The sequence below is a fragment of the Streptomyces sp. NPDC018000 genome (genome assembly GCF_044328025.1).
Taxonomy (GTDB): domain Bacteria; phylum Actinomycetota; class Actinomycetes; order Streptomycetales; family Streptomycetaceae; genus Streptomyces.
This window is the reverse complement of record NZ_JBIRGM010000002.1, coordinates 856,545-878,606: the sequence shown is the minus strand read 5'-3', so window position 1 is coordinate 878,606 and position 22,062 is coordinate 856,545. Positions and strand designations below refer to the sequence as shown.

The following is a 22,062-nucleotide window of genomic DNA, read 5'->3' as shown; positions in this document are numbered from 1 at the left end:
CCTCCGGGCTTTTCCCTTCGGTCTTGCGTTTCCGACTCTATCAGACTCTTTCGTGTCCGATTCCCGGTCGAAGCGGGGCCGCTTTCCAGTTCTTCACTTTCGCGTTTCCCTTTCCGGCGAGTCCGACTCTATCAGATCCTTTCGGACCCGATTCCCAGTCAGCGGGGTTTGTTTTCCCGGCCGTTGGGCCGTTCCGACGAGTGAGACTTTAGCGAATCCAGCTCCCCGACGCTAATCGGGGTCGCGCTCCTTCGAACGCGGATTCCTCATTTCGCAAATGCGCACAGAAAGTCGAGCGACAGATGTCGCCGGCCAGATGTGGTTACTGCGGAATGGCTGTCCGGGGACCGACCGGAGTCGGCGCTCACGCCGGACAACTCGGAGCACATTACGGATGTGGGCGTGTCGTGTCAACCTCGGGTCGGCCCGGGTTCTGGCGGAAGGCCGGACGGTGGTCGCGGGGGTGGCGCCGGGCCCGAAGGTGGTGCGCGGTGCGGAGGTGATCTAGGCCGACGGGTAGCCGTCAGCCGTTGCCGGAGGCGAGTTCGCGGCTGCGGTCGCGGGCTGCTTCGAGGGCGGCGATGAGAGCAGCTCGTACGCCGTGGTTCTCCAGCTCGCGAATGGCGCTGATGGTGGTGCCGGCCGGGCTGGTGACGGCTTCGCGAAGCTTGACCGGGTGTTCGCCGCTGTCGCGGAGCATCACGGCGGCGCCGATGGCGGCCTGGACGATCAGGTCGTGGGCCTGGGCTCGGGGCAGGCCGAGCAGGATGCCCGCGTCGGTCATCGCCTCGACGAGGAAGTAGAAGTACGCGGGCCCCGATCCGGAGAGAGCGGTTGCCGCGTCCTGCTGGGACTCGGGGACGCGCAGGGTCTTGCCGACGCCGCCGAAGATCGCCTCTGCGGTGGCGAGGTGTTCGGTGGTGGCGTGACTGCCCGCGGAGATGACGGACATGCCCTCGTCGACGAGGACGGGGGTGTTCGGCATGACACGTACGACCGGGGTGTTCGCGGTGAGGCGGTCCTCGATGAAGGCGGTCGTGATGCCTGCGGCGGCACTGATGACCAGGTGGTCGGCGGTGACGTGCTCGGCGAGCTCGTCGAGGAGCCGTCCCATGTCCTGCGGCTTGACCGCGAGGATGAGGATGCCGGCGCGCTTGGCGGCCTCGGCGTTGGTGACGGAATCGACGCCGTAGCGGCTGTGGAGTTCCTCGGCACGCTCGGAGCGGCGGGTGGTGACCAGCAGGTTCGCCGGGGGCCAGCCTGCCCGGATCATGCCGCTGAGCAGGGCCTCACCGATCTTGCCCGTGCCGAGGACTGCAACTGTCTGGGTCATGCGGTTCACCCTCCGGGCGGTGCTCGCGGGTCTCGGTGCGTCGTGCTGACGGTTCTCGGTACTCGTGTCCGTCATCCTCGCACCGGGGCCGGTCGGGCAGTACGTCGGCGGAGGGAAGGAGGCATGTGGTCGCGGCCCGCGCTTGTGGGGCCCTACTTGCGCTTGGGCCGCTTTGCCTTGGCCGTGCGGGCGGCAGGGTTTCCGGTGCGGGCCGAGCGGCGCTTCACGTAGCGGGCCACGGCCGTCTCGTACTCCGCGCGGCGCAGTTGCTCGCCCGGTGCCTCCTTGAACGTACGGAGGAAGTACGCGATCAGCGAGCCGACGAAGCCTATGGTCTTGAGACCGCGCAGATTGGCCTCGCGCACCGGATCGGCCGGGCGGCGGCTGAACCCTTCCCACGTCTTGCGGAAAGCGATGGCGCTGCAAATGGCGAACATCAGGACGATCAGGATGCCGACGATGTCGCCGACGCCGGCGATCTCCAGTCCCTGGAAGGCGAGGCGGAGTACGAAGCAGGCGGCGACCGAGACCGCGAGGGAGCCGACCGCCGCCCCGACGCGTCGCAGCCCGTAGCCCCCGTCGTGGTCGACCCAGGTCGTACCGAAGAAGAGCAGGGGCTCGGGCTGTAGGCCGGACGCAGTGCTGCCGGGCGTGGTGCCGGGGCCGGGGGCTTCGCTGTTCTCGCTCACGAGGTCGATTATCCCCAGGCGCTCGCGACCCCGGTCGCCGTCCCCGTCATCCCGGTCACCGTCCCGTCGCGGTCCCCGTCAGTCGCAGCGTGGGGCGATGTAGCCGTCGCTGCCCGTGTGGACGTAGACGTCCGCCACGAACTGGCCGTTGGCGATGTTGTCCCAGAGGTTCGAGGTGCCGTACGGGCCGGTGACCCGCTCCCCCGGCTTCTGGCAGTAGACCGGAACCTTCATTCCGTACGGAAGCGTCCTGACGATGCCGTACTGGGTGCCCGGTCCCGTGCGGACGTTGACGCGGTAGCCCGGTGCGATGGGGTACCTGGCGACGTCACCGGTACCTGCGAGCGCGGCCACGTCCTCGGCCGAGTCAGTGGCGTCGGTGGTGATGTCGGTGTGCTCTTCCATGGCCATGAGGCTCTCCCCCGTTGAGAGACGGTGCGTACGACGCGCAGGTTACAAGCCCCGCCGGGCATCGCACGCACCATCGACTAGGCTCCGTGCGTCGCGCTTGCGGACGAACACACGGGGGTGGGCGATGCCGCCGCTGCGAGGTACCGGGACCAATCCGGAAGCGGAGCATCCGGACTACGCCGGTCAATACCGCCTCGAGGCGTGTCTCGGCGCGGGCGGCATGGGTGTCGTGCACCTGGCGCGCTCCGCCTCGGGGCTGCAGCTCGCCGTCAAGGTGGTGCACCGGCACCACTCCGCAGAGCCTGAGTTCAGGGCACGTTTCCGGCAGGAGGTCGGGGCGGCGAGGCGGGTCAGCGGGGCCTTCACGGCACCGGTCGTCGATGCCGATCCGGACGCCGCGCGGCCGTGGATGGCCACCCTGTACGTGCCCGGTCCCACGCTCTCCGACCAGGTGAAGCGGAACGGGCCGATGGCTCCCGCCGAACTGCGCAGGCTGACGGCGGGACTTGCCGAGGCGCTGCGCGACATCCATCGGGCCGGAGTGATCCACCGCGACCTCAAGCCGAGCAATGTGCTGCTCTCCGACTCCGGGCCCAAGGTCATCGACTTCGGGATCTCACGTCCGTACGACAGCGATCTGCGCACCGAGACGGGCAAGCTGATCGGCTCACCGCCGTACATGGCGCCCGAGCAGTTCCAGCGGCCGCGTGAAGTCGGGCCCGCCGCGGACGTGTTCGCCCTGGGGGCCGTGCTCGTCCATGCGGCGACCGGCCGGGGGCCCTTCGACTCCGACAGCCCTTACATCGTGGCCTACCAGGTGGTGCACGACGAGGCCGATCTGGCGGGGGTGCCGACCGATCTGGCGCCGCTGATCGGGCAGTGCCTGGCGAAGGACCCCGCGGAGCGGCCCACTCCGGGCGACATCATGGCGGCGCTGCGCCCTCCTTCGTACGACGCTGCCGCGTTCATGCCGTCGCAGCGGCGGCCGGGTGCCGTCGAGGCCCCGGCGGTGTCGGAGCCGAGGCCGGAGATCGTGACGGGGGCGGATGCGGACACGCATGTAGGCGCGGGCGCGGCGTCGCGGGGCAGGAAGGCGAACGCGAGCGGTGGCGGCAAGCGGCGGTGGCCGGCAGTTGCTGCGGCGCTGCTCGTCATGGGTGCCGGTGGGGTGTGGGCGTCCGGTGGGGTGGATGGCTCCGGTGGCTCGGGCGAGTCGGGTGGTTCGGGCGGCACGAAGGGATCGGCGGCGTTCGCGCCGTGGCGGACGCCGCTTCCGGACTCGGGCAGCTCTGCGCCGGTCTGTTCCTCGGCGGGCGGTGCCGGCGCGAAGGCGTCCGGCCCGGCCGCGGCGCTGTACTGCGTTGCGGCCGGTATCGGCGTCGCCCGGCTGGACCCCGCGGACGGCCGGGTGCTGTGGTCCCGTCGCGCCGCCGCCGGGGACACCTCGTCGGTCGGCGTGGTGTCGGTCTCCGGCGGTCTGGTGCATACGGCGGTGCCGGGCGGGAAGCTCCGGGCGTACGACCCCGCCAAGGGTGAACAGGTCTGGGACGCGGATCTCTCCCCGTACCTCGGCACCCCCTTCGCCGCGGGTGACACGCTGCTGCTGGTCAGAGAGGACGGCACGACCGAAGCGCTCGACTCCGCGACCGGCGTTTCCCTCTGGCGGCATCCGCTCGCCGGGCATCAGCGGCCGGACTACGCGCTGTACGACGAAGGATCGGGGCTGGTCTACGCATTCGAGCACTCGGCCTACGGGTCCACCACGCTGGTCACGGCCGTCGATGCGACAACGGGGCACGCGGCGTGGCAGCGGCGGCTGGACGGAATGCTCACCCCGGTGGGGGCCTCGGACGGTGCGCTCGTGCTGACGTCCATGAACGGGGACTCGCAGACCGTCGGGCTCGTCCGCTACGACCCGGAGCGGGAGCGCGTCGCACGGGTGGCGTTGCCGTTCCGGATGAACGAACCGGAGGTCGCTGTGGGCGGGGACACCGCCTATCTGCTGGCGCACGGCGGGACCCTGGTCGCCGTCGACACGCGCCCGGCCGGCGGCGGAGCTGTTCGCTGGCAACTGGAGACCGCTGCCGGGCGGACGTCGGCGCCCGTTCTCGCCACCGGGGACCGGCTGTACTTCTCGGCGGCGGACGGGCGGCTGCTCGCCGTGGACACCGAGCGCGGAACACTGCTGGGCCAGACGAGCCCTCGGCTCCGGGACGGGAAGCTCACGTACGCCTCGGAGCTGCCCGCCCCTGTCACCGCGGGCCGGACCGTCTTCGGTACCGCGCCCGACGGGTCCGTGTTCGCCGTCGACGGACAGGACCCCGCTCACTGGTGAGAGCGGGGTCCTGCGGCAGCGTTCGCGGCTGCCTCGGTCAGCCTTGTTCAGCCTTTTTCAGCCTTTTTCAGCCTTTTTCAGCCGAGCCTGGACACATCACGCACCGCGCCCCGGTCCGCGCTCGTCGCCATCGCCGCGTACGCACGCAGCGCCGCGCTGACCTTGCGGTCGCGGTCCTTCGGCGCGTACACGCCGTTCAGCGCCTCGCGGCGGGTGGCCAGCTCGGCCTCGGGAACGAGGAGCTCGATCGAGCGGTCGGGGATGTCGATCCTGATCCGGTCGCCGTCCTCGACCAGCGCGATCGTGCCGCCCGATGCGGCCTCCGGCGATGCGTGGCCGATGGACAGGCCGGACGTGCCACCGGAGAAGCGGCCGTCGGTCACCAGGGCGCAGCTCTTGCCGAGGCCCCGGCCCTTGAGGAAGGAGGTGGGGTAGAGCATCTCCTGCATGCCGGGGCCGCCGCGCGGGCCCTCGTAACGGATGACGACGACGTCGCCCTCCTTGATCTCCTTGCGCAGGATCTTGTCGACGGCCTCCTCCTGCGACTCGCAGACGACCGCCGGGCCCTCGAAGGTCCAGATCGACTCGTCGACACCCGCCGTCTTCACGACGCAGCCGTCCACGGCGAGGTTCCCCTTGAGGACCGCGAGGCCGCCGTCCTTGGAGTACGCGTGCGCCAGGTCGCGGATGCAGCCGCCGGCCGCGTCCAGGTCAAGGGTCTCCCAGCGCTCGGACTGGGAGAAAGCGGTCGCGGAACGGACGCATCCGGGGGCCGCGTGCCACAGCTCGACAGCCTCGGGGGACGGGGAGCCGCCGCGGATGTCCCAGTTCTTCAGCCACTCGGCGAGGGAGTCGGAGTGGACCGAGTGCACGTCCTCGTTGAGCAGGCCGCCGCGGTGCAGCTCGCCGAGGATGGCGGGGATGCCGCCGGCCCGGTGCACGTCCTCCATGTAGTACGTGCCGCCGGGGGCCACGTTGGGCGCGACCTTCGACAGGCAGGGGACGCGGCGCGAGACCTCGTTGATGTCGTCGAGGTCATAGGCCAGCTCGGCCTCCTGAGCGGCGGCGAGCAGGTGCAGGATCGTGTTGGTGGAGCCCCCCATGGCGATGTCCAGCGCCATGGCGTTGTCGAACGCGGCGCGGGTGCCGATGGACCGCGGCAGGACCGTCGCGTCGTCCTGCTCGTAGTAGCGCTTGGCGATCTCGACGACCGTACGGCCGGCCTCCTCGTACAGCGCCTTGCGGGCGGTGTGCGTGGCGAGGACGGAGCCGTTGCCGGGGAGGGAGAGGCCGAGGGCCTCGGTCAGGCAGTTCATCGAGTTGGCGGTGAACATGCCGGAACAGCTGCCGCAGGTGGGACAGGCGTTCTCCTCGATACGGAGGATGTCCTCGTCCGAGACGTTCTCGTTGACCGCGTCGGTGATCGCGTTGATCAGGTCGAGCTTGCGGACCGTACCGTCGACGAGGGTGGCCTTGCCGGCCTCCATCGGGCCGCCGGAGACGAAGACCGTCGGGATGTTGAGACGCATCGCCGCCATCAGCATGCCGGGCGTGATCTTGTCGCAGTTGGAGATGCAGATCAGCGCGTCCGCGCAGTGCGCCTCGACCATGTACTCGACGGAATCCGCGATCAGGTCGCGGGAGGGAAGGCTGTACAGCATCCCGGCGTGGCCCATCGCGATGCCGTCGTCGACGGCGATGGTGTTGAACTCGCGCGGCACGGCGCCCGCGGCCTTGATGGCGTCGGAAACGATCCGGCCGACCGGGGCCAGGTGGGTGTGGCCGGGGACGAACTCGGTGAAGGAGTTGGCGACCGCGATGATCGGCTTGCCGATGTCCTCGCTCGCTACGCCCGAGGCCCGCATAAGGGCGCGGGCGCCCGCCATGTTGCGACCATGGGTGACAGTGCGGGACCTCAGCTGGGGCATCGTCTCTCGCTCCTTCGACAGAAAAGACTGCTTTCGAGCCTACGCCTCCTGCTCCAAGATCTGGACACAGTGTCCGGTATGCGGGATGGGGTGCTCGGTGGGCGGGCAGTGCGCCCTGGTGATATCGCCGGGGCCGGTGTGGCCACCGGTCATGGGCGCGGCGCCTCGGCCGAGGACGACGCCAGGTGGAGCCGGGTGAAGGCCAGCGCCTCCGCCAGGTCGGCCTCGCGTTCGGCGGTGGACATGGCGCGGCGGGTGTTGACCTCGATGACGACGTGGCCGTCGAAGCCGGTACGGGCCAGGCGTTCCAGAAGTTCGGCGCAGGGCTGGTCGCCACGGCCGGGCACCAAGTGCTCGTCCTTGTTGGAGCCCTTGCCGTCGGCGAGATGGACGTGGGCGAGCCGGTCGCCCATCCGGTCGACCATCGCCATGCCGTCCGTGCGGGCCGTCGCGACGTGCGAGAGGTCCACGGTGAAGTGGCGGTAGTCGTCGTTGGTGACGTCCCAGGCAGGGGCGTACGCAAGCATCTCGCGGTCCCGGTAGCGCCATGGGTACATGTTCTCGACGGCAAACCGCACATCGGTCTCGTCCGCCATGCGCCAGATCCCGCTGACGAAGTCGCGCGCGTAGTTGCGCTGCCAACGGAACGGCGGGTGGACGACGACGGTCGTCGCCCCGAGCTTCTCCGCGGCGGCACGGGCCCGCTGGAGCTTCACCCACGGATCGGTGGACCAGACGCGCTGCGTGATCAGCAGGCAGGGCGCGTGGACGGCCAGGATCGGCACCTGATAGTAGTCCGAGAGCCGTCGCAGCGCCTCGATGTCCTGGCTGACGGGGTCGGTCCACACCATGATCTCGACACCGTCGTAACCAAGACGCGCGGCGATCTCGAAGGCCGTCGATGTCGACTCCGGGTAGACCGAAGCCGTCGACAGGGCGACCTTCGCATCCGGGATGCGCACCACTGGTTCTGCCACTGGGACAGCGTACGGGCAGTGCGACGCCGCGCCGAGAGACCCGGGCGGAAAGTGAGGAGGGCCATGGCGGGCTTCTGGCCGCCCCGGCGCTGCTCAGCCGGGCGAGGCTTACGACCTCGCCCACGATTGGCAGCGGGAGAAGGAGCGGCGTCTGGGGCCTTCGAATCCAAGGCGGAGGAGGGAGTGATGGCGGAGTCATCGCGACTGACGACAACGCGGGAGGCGGAGGCCCCAGACGCCGCGACGCCGCTGCCAATCGTGGGCGAGGTCGTTACTCCGTCGGCTCCGTCGGCATGTGGTCCAGGCGGCGCAGGATGACGCCCTCGCGCAGCGCCCAGGGGCAGATTTCCAGCTCCTCGACCCCGAACAGATCCATGGCTCCCTCCGCGACCAGCGCCCCGGCCAGCAACTGCGCGGCCCGGCCCTCGGAGACCCCGGGCAGAGTGCTGCGCTGCTCGACCGTCATCGCGGCCAGCTTCGGCACCCACTCCTCCAGTGCCTTGCGGGTGAGGACGCGCTGCACGTACAGGCCCTCGGTGGAGCGTGCGGCGCCCGCGATCCTGGCGAGCTGCCTGAAGGTCTTGGAGGTGCCGACGACATGGTCCGGACGCCCGAGGCGGGCGAATTCCCCGACGCTCCGGGCGATCCTGGCCCGTACATGGCGGCGCAGCGCCTTCACCTCCGCCGAGCCCGGCGGATCGCCCGGCAGCCACTCGGCGGTGAGCCGGCCGGCCCCGAGCGGCAGCGACACCGCGGCGTCCGGCTCCTCGTCCATGCCGTACGCGATCTCCAGCGAGCCGCCCCCGATGTCCAGGACCAGCAGCCGCCCGGCCGACCAGCCGAACCAGCGGCGCGCGGCGAGGAAGGTGAGCCGGGCCTCCTCCGCACCGCTGAGGACGCCGAGGTCGATGCCCGTCTCGTCCCGCACCCGGACCAGTACCTGGTCGGCGTTGCTCGCCTCCCGCACCGCGGACGTGGCGAACGGCAGAACGTCCTCGCACCCCTTGTCCTCGGCGGCCTGGAGCGCGTCGGTGATCGTCGCCACGAGCCGGTCCACACCGTGGGGGCCGATCGCCCCGTCGTCGTCGAGAAGCTCGGCCAGGCGCAGCTCCGCCTTGTGCGAGTGCGCGGGCAGCGGGCGGGCGCCGGGGTGTGCGTCCACCACCAGCAGATGCACTGTGTTCGAACCCACGTCGAGGACTCCGAGTCTCATACACGGAACGCTACCGGGACTGCGGACTTACTCTTGGCCCGTGCCAAAGACGAAAAAGGCGAAGCCGGGCAAAATCACGAAGAAGCAGAAAATGAAGCAGGAGATGCAGCAGCAGGAAGCGAACGGGCCGAACCGGTCCGAAGACGAGACGGGGATCGACTTCGCACGCGCCTGGGTCGAATTCCCCGACCCCGCGGACGACGAACAGATCTTCCGCTGCGACCTGACCTGGCTGACGTCCAGGTGGACCTGCATCTTCGGCAGTGGCTGCCAGGGCATCCAGGCAGGCCGTGCGGACGACGGATGCTGCACGCTGGGCGCGCACTTCTCGGACGAGGACGACGAGAAGCGGGTGGCGGGCCATGTCGAACGCCTGACCCCCGATCTGTGGCAGTTCCACGACGTCGGTACGGAGACGGGCTGGGTAGAGGTCGACGACGACGGGGAACGCCAGACGCGGCGCTGGAAGGGTTCATGCATCTTCCAGAACCGTCCCGGGTTCGCGGGGGGCGCGGGCTGCTCGCTGCACATCCTGGCGCTGCGGGAGGGCAAGGAGCCCCTGGAGACCAAGCCGGACGTCTGCTGGCAGCTGCCGGTCCGGCGTACGTACGACTGGATCGACCGGCCCGACGACACACGCGTGCTCCAGGTCTCGATCGGCGAGTACGACCGCAGGGGCTGGGGTCCGGGCGGCCACGATCTGCACTGGTGGTGCACATCGGCGACCTCGGCGCACGGCGCCGGGGAGCCGGTGTACGTGTCGTACCGCCCGGAACTCATCGAGCTGATGGGCAAGAAGGGGTACGACCGGCTGGTCGAGCTGTGCGAGGAGCGCCTGTCCTCGCTGCTGCCGATGGCACCGCACCCGGCGGATCCGGTCGATCCTGTGTGACGGCGTGACGGCGTGACGGCCGGGATGCCTTCCGGTGGCTCGGCGGTCACGTCGCGCGGGCTGCCGCAGCCGCGGACGGACTGTTTCAGCGCCTCCGGGCAGCAGCCGTACCCGGTTCGGCCGGGGTCGTGGAGCGGGACGGGTCCGGGGACGGCGTCGGACCGGTCGTGGACGGGTCCGTCGGTGACGGCGTGGGGGCTGTCGGGTGAGGGGTCGGGGCGGTCGGCTGCGTGGGATCCGGCGAGGACGAGGGGGTGGAGGGGTGGGCCGTACCCGGGTGGCCCGGGCCGCCGGGTGACGGTGTCGCCGCCCCGTATCCGCGGATCGCCACCGCCGAATAGGAAGGGGCGAGGGCGATGCGTGCGCTCCAAGGACCGGCGGGTTCCCGCAGGTGGTCCACACGAACGCGGATCGTGATGCTCTCGCCCGCGGCGAGCGTGCGCGAGGAGCTGCTGAGACGCAGCCAGGACGCATCCGCGCGGGCCGACCAGGCGACGGGTGCGCCGCCCGAGGCGGTCAGGCGGATCAGTGTCGTGCCGCCGGACGAGCGGGCCTCGACGGTGAGCCCGCCGGCGCCGCCCCGGCCAGGGCCCGAGCTGATCACCTCGGCCGAGACGCCCGGGGTGTGACCGTCCTTGAAACGGGCGCCGGACCGGGGACGGACGTTGCCCGCGTTCTCGTAGTGGCCGTCCGGGGCGCCGTCGAGGTCATGACGGACATCCGTCTCGGTCGCGGCGACCGACGAGCCGCCGTGGCCCTCTCCGGTCTGCGGCGCTCCGCGGTACGCCGTCCACAGCGCGATCACCGGGGCGGCGACGACCGTCGCCACCACCGTCGTCGTCACGACCCTGGCCCGCAGCCGGTCCCGCCGAGCGGCGTGGTCCTTCGGGTCCATGGGGAAGCCCGCCCGGTCGAAGCGCGGGCCGCCGGACCGGTTCCGCTGGGCTTGGACCATCGCGACGTAGGCGGAAGGCCGTGGCGCCTCGACGACCGGCAGCGCGGCGGCCGGGGTGACAGCCGCGCCCGGCCAGGGGCCCTCGGCGCCGGCCCGCTCGGCGGCCCGGCGGCAGCGGGGGCAGTCGTCGACATGGCGGACGAGTTCGCGACGCAGGGTCGCGGAGAGCAGGACGCGGTGACCGCCCGTGAACCGGGCGGCAGCGGGGCAGCTGCCGCTCTCGACGACGGCGAGGGCTGCGCAGGTGCGTTCCACCTCGCAGACCGCGGCAGCCAGGAGCTCACGGGCGGTCGCCGGTTCGAGGCCCAGGACGGAGGCGACTGCGCGGGGGGCGAGGCGGTGGCGCACGGCGAGCTCGAGCGCTTCTCGCTGTTCGGGGGTGGTGCCTGCGGCCTCCGGCCAGGCCAGCTGGGCAAGTTCGCGGCGCTTCGCCTCCCGCTTCGTCTCCTGCTTGGCCGGCTGGCTTCCCGACGGCTTCCCGGCATTGTGGCAGTGCGCCCGACGGCCCTGTTTCTGCTCGGCGATCTTGCGTAGACACGTCCATCTGGCCAGCGCATACAGCCAGGATTTACGTTCCTCCTCGTCGGCCGGGCACCGGCCGTCCTGCCGTTCCGCGATCGCGAGCACACCGCCGAGCGCCTCGGTGGCGGCATCGTGGTCGCAGAGCACGGAGAGGCAGTAGGTGAACAGGCCGTCGAGATGCGGCTCGTAACGTGCAGGCGGCCGCCGCGGCGAAGGCTGCGCCGAGGAGTGGGGCGCACGGCTCCGCGCCCGGTGTGCGCCGGTGGTGTGTGTAGGGGGCTCCAGCCTGCTGCTCGTCACCCGGCGACCGTAGGCAGCACAGAGCATGCTCTTAGAGCCTCCTCGGCTCATTTAATCCTTACGGGTGAATGTATCGCTCAAAAGGGGACAGGAATCCCTGATTGAGTCACCCGCGTCGGCGGCCTCTGCGGACCTCGCCCGGCGGCGTTGTCGGACCCCGCCTATACGGTTGCGCCATGGCTGCCCGTACGAAATCCGCGAAGGACCGGCCGTCCTACCGCTGCACCGAATGCGGCTGGACGACCGCCAAATGGCTCGGCCGCTGCCCCGAATGCCAGGCCTGGGGGACGGTCGAGGAGTTCGGCGGCGCCCCCGCCGTGCGGACCACCGCGGCCGGCCGGGTCAGCACCGCCGCGCTCCCCATCGGCCAGGTCGACAGCCGGCAGGCCACCGCCCGGTCGACCGGCGTCGGCGAGCTGGACCGGGTGCTCGGTGGCGGTCTCGTGCCGGGTGCCGTCGTGCTGCTCGCGGGCGAGCCGGGCGTCGGGAAGTCGACCCTGCTGCTCGATGTGGCCGCCAAGGCGGCGAGCGACGACCACCGCACGCTCTATGTCACCGCCGAGGAGTCCGCGAGCCAGGTGCGCCTGCGCGCCGACCGGATCCGGGCGATCAACGACCATCTGTATCTCGCCGCCGAGACCGACCTGTCCGCGGTCCTGGGCCATCTGGACGCCGTCAAGCCGTCGCTCCTCATCCTCGACTCCGTACAGACCGTCGCCTCGCCCGAGATCGACGGGGCGCCCGGTGGCATGGCACAGGTCCGAGAGGTCGCCGGAGCCCTCATCCGGGCCTCCAAGGAGCGCGGTATGTCGACGCTCCTGGTCGGCCATGTCACCAAGGACGGGGCGATCGCCGGGCCGCGGCTGCTGGAGCATCTCGTCGATGTGGTGCTGTCCTTCGAGGGCGACCGCCATGCCCGCCTGCGGCTCGTACGGGGCGTCAAGAACAGGTACGGCGCGACCGACGAGGTCGGCTGCTTCGAGCTGCACGACGAGGGCATCACCGGCCTCGCCGACCCGTCCGGGCTGTTCCTCACCCGCCGCGACGAGCCCGTGCCCGGCACCTGCCTGACCGTCACCCTGGAGGGCAAACGCCCGCTCGTCGCCGAGGTGCAGGCGCTGACGGTCGATTCCCAGATCCCTTCGCCCCGGCGCACCACCTCGGGTCTGGAGACGTCCCGGGTGTCGATGATGCTGGCCGTTCTGGAACAGCGCGGCCGGATCAGCTCGCTCGGAAAGCGGGACATCTACAGCGCGACGGTCGGCGGCGTGAAGCTCTCCGAGCCCGCCGCGGACCTCGCGGTCGCGCTGGCGCTGGCCAGCGCGGCAAGCGACACACCACTCCCCAAGAACCTGGTGGCAATCGGCGAGGTGGGCCTGGCGGGCGAGGTCAGAAGGGTTACGGGGGTCCAGCGCAGGCTGGCCGAGGCGTACCGCCTGGGCTTCACGCACGCGCTGGTTCCGACCGACCCCGGGAAGGTCCCGGCCGGTATGAAGGTCACAGAAGTCGCCAACATGGGTGATGCGCTGAGAGTGCTCCCGCGCCGGTCCCGCGCACAGGCCCCACAGGAGGAGAACGCGCGCCGGTAGACTTTGCCCTGGTCTCGCCCGTCCGTACGAACGGTATGAGGGACGTAAGGGCACCGCAAACCTGTGACCGGAGGAGTGCAGTGGCAGCCAGCGACCGGGCAGCAACGCCCGGAAAGTCCGGCCAAGGCACCGGTAATGAGGCGCTCATGCGCGCCTCATTGAGCGCCGTCGCGCCCGGAATGGCGCTGCGGGACGGCCTGGAGCGCATCCTCCGTGGCAACACCGGCGGACTGATCGTCCTGGGCATGGACAGAACCGTCGAGTCGATGTGCACCGGCGGATTCGTGCTGGACGTGGAGTTCACCGCGACGCGCCTGCGCGAGCTGGCCAAGCTCGACGGGGCACTGATCCTCGACAAGGACATGACCAAGATCCTGCGGGCCGGTGTGCAGTTGGTCCCTGACGCCTCCATCCCCACCGAGGAGACCGGCACCCGGCACCGCACGGCGGACCGGGTCTCCAAGCAGTGCAACTTCCCGGTCGTCTCGGTCTCGCAGTCGATGCGTCTCATCGCGCTGTACGTGAACGGGGAGCGCCGGGTCCTGGAGGAGTCCGCCGCGATCCTCTCCCGCGCCAATCAGGCACTCGCCACCCTGGAGCGGTACAAGCTCCGGCTGGACGAGGTCGCGGGCACCCTCTCGGCGCTGGAGATCGAGGACCTGGTGACGGTCCGCGATGTGACGGCCGTCGCGCAACGGCTGGAGATGGTCCGCCGGATCGCGACCGAGATCGCGGAGTACGTGGTGGAGCTGGGCACCGACGGCCGGCTCCTCTCGCTCCAGCTCGACGAGTTGATCGCGGGCGTCGAGCCGGAGCGTGAGCTGGTCGTGCGCGACTATGTGCCGGAGCCGACCGCGAAGCGGTCCCGTACGGTCGCCGAAGCACTGACCGAACTCGACGCGCTCTCCCACACCGAACTGCTCGAACTCCCGGTCGTGGCACGGGCGCTGGGATACAGCGGCTCGCCGGAGACGCTGGATTCGGCGGTCTCGCCGCGCGGCTTCCGGCTGCTGGCGAAGGTGCCGCGACTGCCCGGGGCGATCATCGACCGGCTGGTGGAACACTTCGGCGGTCTGCAGAAGCTCCTTGCCGCCAGCGTGGACGACCTTCAGACGGTGGACGGGGTCGGCGAGGCCCGGGCGAGGAGCGTGCGCGAGGGGCTGTCGCGACTGGCCGAGTCGTCGATTCTCGAGCGGTACGTGTAGCGGTACGCGCAGCGGACACAGGCGGTGTCGGGGCCCGGGAGACCGGGCCCCGACGTGTTTTCCGGGCCCGGGCCCGGCCCTCTTCTCAGTCCTTCGCGAGGACGAACGAGGCGCGCTGCACCGGCTCGCCCGGCGCCTTCGCCTCGACCAGGTACGTACCGGGCCCCGCGGTCCCCGCGGGCGGCGTCCCACACTGCGGGGTGCTCTTTCTGCGGTCCCATTCCACGGTGTGGGCGATGGTCGAGCCCGCCGGGACCTTCAGCAGCAGACTGCCCGCGTCGCGCGGGCAGTCCTTGGAGGACCACACCTGGCTGTCGTCGCCACCGGCCTCGGTGATGGTGAGCACCGCGCTCTTCGCCCCGAGGTCGGCCTTGCAGGTGGTGGACGAGGTGTTCTCGGCAACCAACCGGAACTTCGGCTTCTCGCCGGGGCTGTAGTTGAGTTCGGTGCTCAGGCTCAACTGCAATGCGCCGGCGGTGCAGTCGGGGAGCGAGGAACCTGCCGGAACCTGCTCCCCTTCCGTCGCGCCCTTGCCGATCGCGCCGCCGGCTCCGGTGCCGGACCCGCTGCCGGTCTCCGTGCCGCTGCCGGTCTCCGTGCCGCTGCCGGTCTCCGTGCCGCTGTCGCTCGCGCCGCCGTCCGAGCCTGTGCCCGTACCGCTGCTGTCTCCGCTGCCGGAGTCGCCCGACTCGTCGCGCCCGCCCGGCTGTTCACTGATGGCCGGCCCCGACCGGGAGGGGCCGGGAGTGATCGAGCGCGCGGGACCCGATCCGCCGGGCCGGGAGTCGTCCGTGCTCTCCTTGCCGCCCCCGGAGGTGACGGCCCACACGATCAGCAACGCGAGCAGCGCAACCAGCGTCGCCGCTACAGCCCTCCGCCGCCAGTAGATGGTGGAGGGAAGCGGCCCGATCGGATTACGCAAAGATCCCACGGCGCAAACTGTACGAGAGATCGGCGCCAACTCCCGCTCCACCCGCCGCCCGACCCCCAAGTTTTACGGATCATCATCCCGGTACGGCCTGCTCCGGCCCGGTACTTCCGTCGACTTGGGCCCTGGGGATCGCCGAAGGTGACCACCCGGTTTTGTTGACTACCCTCTGTCACATGGATAGTTCAATTACTGCCCCGCTCTACCGGGACATCACCGACTTCGCGCATGACATGCCGTCATGGGTGCAACACCTGGCCGAGATATGGACGGAGCTCGGGCTCCTGGTCTTCGGCGTCCTGTTCATAACCGGGTGGTGGCGTGCCCGACGGGCGGACGACGGCGCTCTGGCGCTGGCGGTCCTCGCGCCCATTGCGACAGCCTTCGCCTATGTGAGCAGCGAGATGCTCAAGTCCGTGGTGGACGAGGAGCGCCCGTGCCGGGCGGTCGTCGGGGCGGCGGCCTCGCTGGTGCCGTGTCCGCCGACGGGCGACTGGTCGTTCCCCAGCAACCACTCAGCGATCGCCGGCGCGGCAGCCGTCGCCCTGGCGATCGCCCGGCCCCGGCTGGCCTGGCTCACCGCGCCGCTTGCCCTGCTGATGGCCTTCTCCCGGGTCTTCGTCGGGGTGCACTATCCGCATGACGTGGCGGTCGGTCTGCTGCTGGGTGCGGCAGTGGCCGCCGTGGCGGTCGCCGTGCTGTACCGCCCGGCACGGTCGCTCGTCCGGACAGTGCGGAGCAGCGGGGCGCCACTGGCCGTCTGGGCGTCGGGCCCCGGTGCGGCGACGGCCGGCCGGTCCCGGCGGCGGGGCAAACGGCACTGAGGGCCCGGGGGAGTCTGCTTGGGCCGGTTGCCGGATATCGCGGGGACAGACGGGTGGCAATATCACCCCAAGGGCCCTCAGGAGGAACGACACCACCGTACGCGGAGCCATTGTCTGCCCGTCCGTGTCAGGATCGGCGATGCGATGACTGCCATGACTGCGACACAGACGCCCCCCGCCTCCCTCCACACTCCCGTCATCGGGTGGTTCGAACAGCACGCCCGCGATCTGCCCTGGCGCCGCCCCGAAGCGGGCGCCTGGGGTGTGATGGTGAGCGAGTTCATGCTGCAGCAGACCCCCGTCAGCCGGGTCCTCCCGGTGTACGAACAGTGGATGGCCCGCTGGCCGCGCCCGGCCGATCTGGCCGCCGAGCCGCCCGGCGAGGCGGTCCGCGCCTGGGGCCGACTCGGCTACCCGCGCCGGGCACTCCGGCTGCACGGGGCCGCACAGGCAATAACTGAACGGCACGGCGGCGACGTGCCGAGCGAGCACGGCCAGCTGCTCGCACTGCCCGGGATCGGTGAGTACACCGCGGCGGCCGTGGCCTCGTTCGCGTACGGACAGCGGCACGCCGTACTCGACACGAACGTCCGCCGGGTGTTCGCCCGGGCCGCGACCGGCATCCAGTACCCGCCGAACGCGACCACCGCCGCCGAGCGCAAGCTCGCCCGGGCTCTGCTCCCCGAGGAGGACGAACGGGCCGCCCTCTGGGCCGCCGCGACGATGGAGCTCGGCGCCCTCGTCTGCACCGCCAAGAACGAGGACTGCACACAGTGCCCGATCGCCGGGCAGTGCGCCTGGCGGCTGGCCGGGAAGCCCGCCCACCAGGGGCCCCCGCGGCGCGGTCAGACCTACGCCGGCACGGACCGGCAGGTGCGCGGAAGGCTGCTCGCCGTGCTGCGCGAGGCCGTGGCGCCGGTTCCGCAGTCGGCACTGGACGCGGTGTGGGACGAACCGGTGCAGCGAGCCCGTGCGCTGGACGGCCTGGTCGCCGACGGCCTGGTCGAGCCGCTGGCCGACGGCCAGTACCGACTGCCGCTGAGCTGAAGGTCCCTGCCGTCCTCTCCCGCGCTGTTACACAACCGATGGACAGCCGTGCGTCAGCGTATGGCTGCTCCGCACAGCCTCGTGACAACAGCTCCGTAGCGTCAGCGCAGTCAGCCCGGCCATTGATGGCCGGCGGCGGTTCTACGGGGTTCTACGGGGACGGAGGCGGTTGGAATGGCGCAGGGCGAGGTGCTCGAATTCGAGGAGTACGTACGCACTCGGCAGGATGCACTGCTGCGCAGTGCACGCCGGCTGGTCCCCGACCCCGTGGATGCGCAGGACCTGCTGCAGACCGCCCTGGTCCGTACGTACGGCCGCTGGGACGGCATCGCCGACAAGTCCCTCGCCGACGCCTATCTGCGCCGCGTCATGATCAACACCCGTACCGAGTGGTGGCGGGCCCGCAAGCTGGACGAGGTCCCCACCGAGCAACTGCCCGACGCGAGCGTCGAGGACGGCACCGAGCAGCGCGCCGACCGTGCCCTGCTGATGGATGTGCTGGGCGTACTGGCTCCCAAGCAGCGCAGCGTCGTTGTGCTGCGACACTGGGAGCAGATGAGTACGGAGGAGACGGCTGCGGCGCTCGGCATGTCGGCCGGTACGGTGAAGAGCACGCTGCACCGTGCGCTGGCGCGACTGCGCCAGGAGCTGGAGAGCCGTGAGGCAGCGAGCAGGGAGGCCCGGCTCCGGGAGGAGCGGGGCCTGACGGGGGCCGACCGTGCTCCGGCCGTCGGCGCTCCGATGAGTGCGCGGGCGACGGCGCGGGGACGGGCGCGGACGGGCAGGCGTATGGACGAACGGGGGCGGGAGCGGTGCGCGGCCTGACAGCCAGCGGTGACAGTGGCAACAGCAACGGCGACGGCGAGCGTGGCGGCGGAAGAGACGGTGGTGGCCGCGGGGCCGCCGGCAGACGTGGCCGGGTCCTGGCCGGCCGGGCGGCGAGCACCACGACCCTGGTCGGGCTCGCCGCCTTCGGGCTGCTCGTCGCCGGCTGCTCCACCGGTGGCACCGGCACCCGGGACGAGGGCCCGGCAGGCACCCAGCCGGTCGTCCAGGCCACGCCGAGCACCGACGCGCGGTCCACGGCGAAGCCCCCGCCCCGCATCGATGCCGTGGCGCTGCTCAAGCGGGACCCCAAGGTCAGCGAGCGGGTCAGGACGGATCTGAAGCCCTGCAGCGGCTCCGAGTACCCGGTGGACACCTCGTACGGCACCATGACCGGCGGCCCCTCGGCCGACGTCGTGGTGAACGTGATGACCTGCGGCGATTCGGTGGGCGTCGGCACCTACGTGTACCACCGACGGGGCAACGGCACGTACGAGAACGTGTTCGCCGTCGAGCAGCCCGCGGTGTACGGCACCATCGACCGCGGTGATCTGGTGGTGACGGCCCAGGTGTACGAGAAGAAGGACTCGGTCGAGTCCCCCTCCGGCGAGGAAGTGATCACCTACCGCTGGGCGGGCAACCGGTTCATCGAGCACGACCGGGTGCACAACGACTTCAACCAAACCGTCGGCAACGGAGGAGCCGGTCTTCCGGAACCCTCTGAACCGGCGGGGAACTGAGAGCAGTCCGATGGCCGAGACCCACGTCCTGTTCGTCGAGGACGACGACGTCATCCGCGAGGCCACCCAGCTGGCGCTGGAGCGCGACGGCTTCGCGGTCACCGCGATGCCCGACGGGCTGTCGGGCCTCGATGCGTTCCGGGCCGACCGCCCCGACATCGCCCTGCTCGATGTGATGGTGCCGGGCCTCGACGGGGTCAGCCTCTGCCGTCGCATCCGCGACGAGTCGACGGTCCCGGTGATCATGCTGTCGGCCCGGGCCGACTCGATCGACGTGGTGCTCGGCCTGGAGGCCGGCGCCGACGACTACGTCACCAAGCCCTTCGACGGGGCGGTCCTGGTCGCCAGGATCCGTGCCGTGCTGCGCCGCTTCGGGCATGCGTCGGGCGGGCAGCCGGGCAGCGGGGAGCCGGAGACGCAGCCCGTCGGCGGGCTGCTGGTCTTCAGCGATCTGGAGGTCGACACCGAGGGCATGGAAGTCCGCCGGGGCGGCCGGCAGGTGGCACTGACCCCGACCGAGATGCGTCTGCTGCTGGAGTTCTCCGCTGCGCCGGGCACAGTGCTCTCCCGCGACAAGCTCCTGGAGCGGGTCTGGGACTACGGGTGGGGCGGTGACACCCGGGTCGTGGATGTCCATGTGCAGCGGCTGCGCACAAAGATCGGCCAGGACCGGATCGAGACGGTCCGCGGCTTCGGCTACAAACTCAGGCCATGAAGCAGTTCGCCCTGCGGACGGGTGTCCGCTGGAAGATCAGCATCGCGATCGCGGCGGTCGGCGCGCTGACCGCCGTCGCGCTCAGTTTCGTCGTCCACAACGCCGCCCGGGTCTCGATGCTGGAGAACGCGCGCGAGGTGCAGCTGGAGCGCCTGACGTACGCACAGCTGCTGTACGAGGCGAAGAAGCCGCAGAAGGCCGACCCCCGGTTCGGCGCCAAGCTCAACGACCCGGCGATGCCGCGCAGCCTGCGTGCGGAGACCAGCAGGAACCGGCGCGCCACGCATGTCGAGCAGACCGGGAACGGTACGCCCGATGTATGGGCGGCCGTGCCGGTCGGCAATGGCGATGTGCTCTCGCTGCACACCCGTTTCGCCAACCGCAGCGCCACGATCATGAGCGATCTCGACCGGGCGCTGATCATCGGCTCGGTTTCTGTGGTGTTCGGCGGCTGTGCGCTGGGCGTGCTCATCGGCGGGCAGCTGTCGCGTCGGCTGCGCAAAGCGGCAGCCGCGGCGGGCAGGGTCGCACAGGGCAATACCGATGTACGTGTCAGGGAGGCCGTCGGCGGTGTCGTCCGGGACGAGACCGATGAACTGGCCCGCGCGGTGGACGCGCTGACGGACGCATTGAACGAACGCATCCAGGCGGAGCGCCGGGTCACCGCGGACATCGCGCACGAGCTGCGCACCCCGGTGACGGGTCTGCTGACGGCGGCCGAGCTGCTGCCGCCGGGCCGCCCCACCGAGCTTGTACGGGACCGGGCGCAGGCGATGCGAACCCTGGTCGAGGATGTGCTGGAGGTGGCCCGGCTGGACAGTGCGTCGGAGCGGGCCGAGCTGCAGGAGATCGCGCTGGGCGAGTTCGTCAGCCGGCGGGTCGCGCTGCTGGACCCGGATGTGCGGGTGCAGGTCGTCCACGAGTCCTGGGTCAGCACCGATCCGCGCCGGCTGGAGCGGATCCTCGGCAATCTGCTGGGGAACGCCGCCAAGCACGGTGCCACTCCGGTGGAGGTCACGGTCGAGGGCCGGGTGGTGCGGATCCGCGATCACGGTTCCGGGTTCCCGGCGGCGCTGCTGCGTGAGGGCCCGAGCCGGTTCCGTACCGGAAGCAGCGACCGGGCCGGACACGGACACGGTCTGGGGCTGACGATCGCGGCCGGTCAGGCGCGAGTCCTCGGGGCCCGGCTGACCTTCCGCAACGCGGCGCCGGAAGGCGCGGCGAAGGGCGCGGGCGGGGCGGTCGCCGTGCTGTGGCTGCCCGAGCACGCACCGACGAACACCGGCAGCTTCCCGATCCTGCGCGAACTGCGCACGCCGGGCAGCGGCAACAAGGAAAGCGCGGACCCCGGGCGCACAACCCGGGGTCCGTCGAGCAGCGGGATGCATCCCGGTCGGGTCAGATCCTGACGCCTTGCTTGTGCAGGAACGAGACCGGGTTGATCGCGGAACCGTAGTTCGGCGAGGTCCGGATCTCGAAGTGCAGGTGCGGGCCGCTGGAGTTTCCGGTGTTGCCGGAGAGGGCGATGTGCTCACCCGTCTTCACGGTCTGGCCGATGTGCACATCGATCCGCGACAGGTGGGCGTACTGCGAGTACACGCCGTTGCCGTGGCTGATCACGACGGCATTGCCGTACGCGGGACCGTCGCCGCCGCCGTTCGGACCGGCCTTCACTACGGTGCCGCTGTGCGCAGCCTGGACCTCGGTGCCGGTCGGCACGGCAAAGTCCTGGCCGGAGTGCTTGTGGGCCCAGCGGGCGCCGTCGTTGCCGTAGCTGGCGCTCAGCACGTAGCGGCTCACCGGGGCCTCCCAGGCGGCGGCCTTCTTCACGGCCGCCGCCTGGGCCGCCGCGCGTTCGGTCTCGGCCGCCTTGGCCGCCTGGCGCTGCACGGCCGCCTGCTTGGCGACCGAGTGGGCCGCGCCGTTATCGATCAGGCTCGCGGCGCGGGGGGCACTCGCCGGGTCGGCCGCGAACGCAGCGCCCACGCCGAGAACCATCGATGTCCCCACGCCGGCTGCAACCACGGCGCCACGGACACGGGACAGAGACGGGCGACGGGAGTGCTGGAACGAAACGCGCTTCGACATAGGCGGAGATCCTCCGGAGATGACTGGACCCGGCGCTTGGGCCGGGCTGGCCATTCCTTGGTAACCCGCACCTCCACCGATGCCCAAACACCCCATCTACGAACAAAAGCCGTAGCCGAAGCCTCGGGAATTCGCCGGAAGCGGTGTGGCGCGTGCCGCTTCCGAACTCATCGAAACTCTTTTTCGGACAGGTTTAACCCCAGCTCAAAACCGCTTGAATCGGACTAAACATAGCGATCCCGACTTCTCTCCCTCCGCCCGCGAAAGCCCCTCCCCGCGCAGGGGCACAAGCCCCTGCGGCGATCACGGCGCTTCGCCCTATCGCCCCTAGTAGGCCCCGAACGGGCTGTGCGCCTTGTCACTTCCGGTGGGACCAAGGGCCGTCCGATTCGGGACTTTCGGCCCGCTCGACGGCTGGATGCTCCTGAACGGCCTCCGGCTGGAAATCCTCCGCTGCGGGCAGGGGCTGCCCCTGCCCGCAGCGCGTGGCGGGCACGGCGGGCGCCGCGCCACGGCAAAGGGGCTGCCCCGGACCGTTCTCACGGT

Annotated in this window: 19 protein-coding genes; 10 read left to right on the top strand and 9 right to left on the bottom strand. The window is 70.8% G+C overall.

Translation table 11 applies throughout. The features are described 5' to 3' along the window. Positions 1-523: 523 nt before the first annotated feature. From proC to ACH4EW_RS08500, 3 genes are all read right to left on the bottom strand, one after another. Positions 524-1,333, bottom strand: a complete 810-nt coding sequence (gene proC, locus ACH4EW_RS08510) for a pyrroline-5-carboxylate reductase (RefSeq protein WP_398253234.1) — start codon at positions 1,331-1,333, stop codon at positions 524-526. A gap of 152 nt (positions 1,334-1,485) precedes the next feature. Beyond that, positions 1,486-2,022 carry a hypothetical protein gene (locus ACH4EW_RS08505; RefSeq protein ID WP_398253231.1) on the bottom strand — a complete coding sequence of 179 codons (537 nt, stop codon included), beginning with the start codon at positions 2,020-2,022 and terminating at the stop codon, positions 1,486-1,488. A 78-nt stretch (positions 2,023-2,100) separates the two neighbouring features. Beyond that, the gene (locus tag ACH4EW_RS08500) at positions 2,101-2,433 is read right to left on the bottom strand and encodes an SH3 domain-containing protein (protein ID WP_398253229.1); all 333 of its coding nucleotides are present in this window, start codon (positions 2,431-2,433) and stop codon (positions 2,101-2,103) included. A 124-nt stretch (positions 2,434-2,557) separates the two neighbouring features. Here ACH4EW_RS08500 and ACH4EW_RS08495 point away from each other — a divergent pair, with 124 nt between their 5' ends. Continuing rightward, positions 2,558-4,768, top strand: a complete 2,211-nt coding sequence (locus tag ACH4EW_RS08495) for a serine/threonine-protein kinase (RefSeq protein ID WP_398253226.1) — start codon at positions 2,558-2,560, stop codon at positions 4,766-4,768. A 77-nt stretch (positions 4,769-4,845) separates the two neighbouring features. Here ACH4EW_RS08495 and ilvD read toward each other — a convergent pair whose 3' ends face one another. From ilvD to ACH4EW_RS08480, 3 genes are all read right to left on the bottom strand, one after another. Then, on the bottom strand, positions 4,846-6,696 hold the full coding sequence (gene ilvD, locus ACH4EW_RS08490) for a dihydroxy-acid dehydratase (RefSeq protein WP_398253223.1): 1,851 nt from the start codon (positions 6,694-6,696) through the stop codon (positions 4,846-4,848). Positions 6,697-6,845: 149 nt separating this feature from the next. Continuing rightward, positions 6,846-7,661, bottom strand: a complete 816-nt coding sequence (locus ACH4EW_RS08485; RefSeq protein ID WP_398253371.1) for a sugar phosphate isomerase/epimerase family protein — start codon at positions 7,659-7,661, stop codon at positions 6,846-6,848. Between the two features lie 283 nt (positions 7,662-7,944). Next, positions 7,945-8,886, bottom strand: coding sequence for a Ppx/GppA family phosphatase (locus tag ACH4EW_RS08480; protein ID WP_398253221.1), 942 nt, complete (start codon positions 8,884-8,886; stop codon positions 7,945-7,947). 40 nt (positions 8,887-8,926) lie between these two features. Between ACH4EW_RS08480 and ACH4EW_RS08475 the strand changes: the two genes are divergently transcribed. Then, positions 8,927-9,778 (top strand): hypothetical protein, encoded by an 852-nt coding sequence (locus ACH4EW_RS08475; RefSeq protein ID WP_398253218.1) that lies wholly within the window; start codon positions 8,927-8,929, stop codon positions 9,776-9,778. An 85-nt stretch (positions 9,779-9,863) separates the two neighbouring features. Here the strand turns inward: ACH4EW_RS08475 and ACH4EW_RS08470 are convergent, their stop codons facing one another. After that, on the bottom strand, positions 9,864-11,606 hold the full coding sequence (locus ACH4EW_RS08470) for a hypothetical protein (RefSeq protein ID WP_398253216.1): 1,743 nt from the start codon (positions 11,604-11,606) through the stop codon (positions 9,864-9,866). A 125-nt stretch (positions 11,607-11,731) separates the two neighbouring features. Between ACH4EW_RS08470 and radA the strand changes: the two genes are divergently transcribed. Both radA and disA read left to right on the top strand, forming a co-directional pair. After that, positions 11,732-13,144, top strand: a complete 1,413-nt coding sequence (gene radA, locus ACH4EW_RS08465) for a DNA repair protein RadA (protein WP_114245191.1) — start codon at positions 11,732-11,734, stop codon at positions 13,142-13,144. Positions 13,145-13,224: 80 nt separating this feature from the next. Next, complete coding sequence (gene disA, locus ACH4EW_RS08460) at positions 13,225-14,349, top strand: DNA integrity scanning diadenylate cyclase DisA (RefSeq protein WP_398253212.1); 1,125 nt, start codon at positions 13,225-13,227, stop codon at positions 14,347-14,349. A gap of 85 nt (positions 14,350-14,434) precedes the next feature. On the opposite strand, the gene ACH4EW_RS08455 is transcribed toward disA, so the two are convergent. Beyond that, positions 14,435-15,280, bottom strand: a complete 846-nt coding sequence (locus ACH4EW_RS08455; RefSeq protein ID WP_398253209.1) for a hypothetical protein — start codon at positions 15,278-15,280, stop codon at positions 14,435-14,437. Positions 15,281-15,453: 173 nt separating this feature from the next. Between ACH4EW_RS08455 and ACH4EW_RS08450 the strand changes: the two genes are divergently transcribed. The 6 genes from ACH4EW_RS08450 (at position 15,454) to cseC (ending at position 20,837) form a co-directional block, all read left to right on the top strand. Beyond that, positions 15,454-16,101 (top strand): phosphatase PAP2 family protein, encoded by a 648-nt coding sequence (locus ACH4EW_RS08450; protein WP_398253207.1) that lies wholly within the window; start codon positions 15,454-15,456, stop codon positions 16,099-16,101. 144 nt (positions 16,102-16,245) lie between these two features. Next, on the top strand, positions 16,246-17,148 hold the full coding sequence (locus tag ACH4EW_RS08445; RefSeq protein WP_398253204.1) for an A/G-specific adenine glycosylase: 903 nt from the start codon (positions 16,246-16,248) through the stop codon (positions 17,146-17,148). A gap of 174 nt (positions 17,149-17,322) precedes the next feature. Next, positions 17,323-17,973: a SigE family RNA polymerase sigma factor gene (locus tag ACH4EW_RS08440; RefSeq protein ID WP_398253201.1), complete on the top strand. Its 651-nt coding sequence runs from the start codon at positions 17,323-17,325 to the stop codon at positions 17,971-17,973. After that, positions 17,961-18,713 carry a hypothetical protein gene (locus ACH4EW_RS08435; RefSeq protein WP_398253199.1) on the top strand — a complete coding sequence of 251 codons (753 nt, stop codon included), beginning with the start codon at positions 17,961-17,963 and terminating at the stop codon, positions 18,711-18,713. The genes ACH4EW_RS08440 and ACH4EW_RS08435 overlap by 13 nt, the downstream gene beginning before the upstream one ends. Positions 18,714-18,723: 10 nt before the next feature. Further along, positions 18,724-19,428: a two-component system response regulator CseB gene (gene cseB, locus ACH4EW_RS08430; protein ID WP_398253196.1), complete on the top strand. Its 705-nt coding sequence runs from the start codon at positions 18,724-18,726 to the stop codon at positions 19,426-19,428. After that, positions 19,425-20,837: a two-component system sensor histidine kinase CseC gene (gene cseC / locus ACH4EW_RS08425; protein WP_398253193.1), complete on the top strand. Its 1,413-nt coding sequence runs from the start codon at positions 19,425-19,427 to the stop codon at positions 20,835-20,837. The genes cseB and cseC overlap by 4 nt, the downstream gene beginning before the upstream one ends. Here cseC and ACH4EW_RS08420 read toward each other — a convergent pair. Then, complete coding sequence (locus ACH4EW_RS08420) at positions 20,827-21,516, bottom strand: M23 family metallopeptidase (protein WP_398253190.1); 690 nt, start codon at positions 21,514-21,516, stop codon at positions 20,827-20,829. The two genes, cseC and ACH4EW_RS08420, sit on opposite strands and share 11 nt — an antisense overlap. Positions 21,517-22,062 lie beyond the last annotated feature (546 nt).

Excerpts from the sequence above, each read along its gene's own strand:
- ACH4EW_RS08420 (WP_398253190.1), bottom strand. The coding sequence starts at position 21,516 with ATGTCGAAGCGCGTTTCGTTCCAGCACTCCCGTCGCCCGTCTCTGTCC.
- ilvD (WP_398253223.1), bottom strand. The coding sequence starts at position 6,696 with ATGCCCCAGCTGAGGTCCCGCACTGTCACCCATGGTCGCAACATGGCG.
- ACH4EW_RS08440 (WP_398253201.1), top strand. The coding sequence starts at position 17,323 with ATGGCGCAGGGCGAGGTGCTCGAATTCGAGGAGTACGTACGCACTCGG.
- radA (WP_114245191.1), top strand. The coding sequence starts at position 11,732 with ATGGCTGCCCGTACGAAATCCGCGAAGGACCGGCCGTCCTACCGCTGC.
- cseC (WP_398253193.1), top strand. The coding sequence starts at position 19,425 with ATGAAGCAGTTCGCCCTGCGGACGGGTGTCCGCTGGAAGATCAGCATC.
- ACH4EW_RS08450 (WP_398253207.1), top strand. The coding sequence starts at position 15,454 with ATGGATAGTTCAATTACTGCCCCGCTCTACCGGGACATCACCGACTTC.
- ACH4EW_RS08500 (WP_398253229.1), bottom strand. The coding sequence starts at position 2,433 with ATGGCCATGGAAGAGCACACCGACATCACCACCGACGCCACTGACTCG.
- ACH4EW_RS08495 (WP_398253226.1), top strand. The coding sequence starts at position 2,558 with ATGCCGCCGCTGCGAGGTACCGGGACCAATCCGGAAGCGGAGCATCCG.
- ACH4EW_RS08470 (WP_398253216.1), bottom strand. The coding sequence starts at position 11,606 with ATGAGCCGAGGAGGCTCTAAGAGCATGCTCTGTGCTGCCTACGGTCGC.
- proC (WP_398253234.1), bottom strand. The coding sequence starts at position 1,333 with ATGACCCAGACAGTTGCAGTCCTCGGCACGGGCAAGATCGGTGAGGCC.
- ACH4EW_RS08480 (WP_398253221.1), bottom strand. The coding sequence starts at position 8,886 with ATGAGACTCGGAGTCCTCGACGTGGGTTCGAACACAGTGCATCTGCTG.
- ACH4EW_RS08445 (WP_398253204.1), top strand. The coding sequence starts at position 16,246 with ATGACTGCCATGACTGCGACACAGACGCCCCCCGCCTCCCTCCACACT.
- cseB (WP_398253196.1), top strand. The coding sequence starts at position 18,724 with ATGGCCGAGACCCACGTCCTGTTCGTCGAGGACGACGACGTCATCCGC.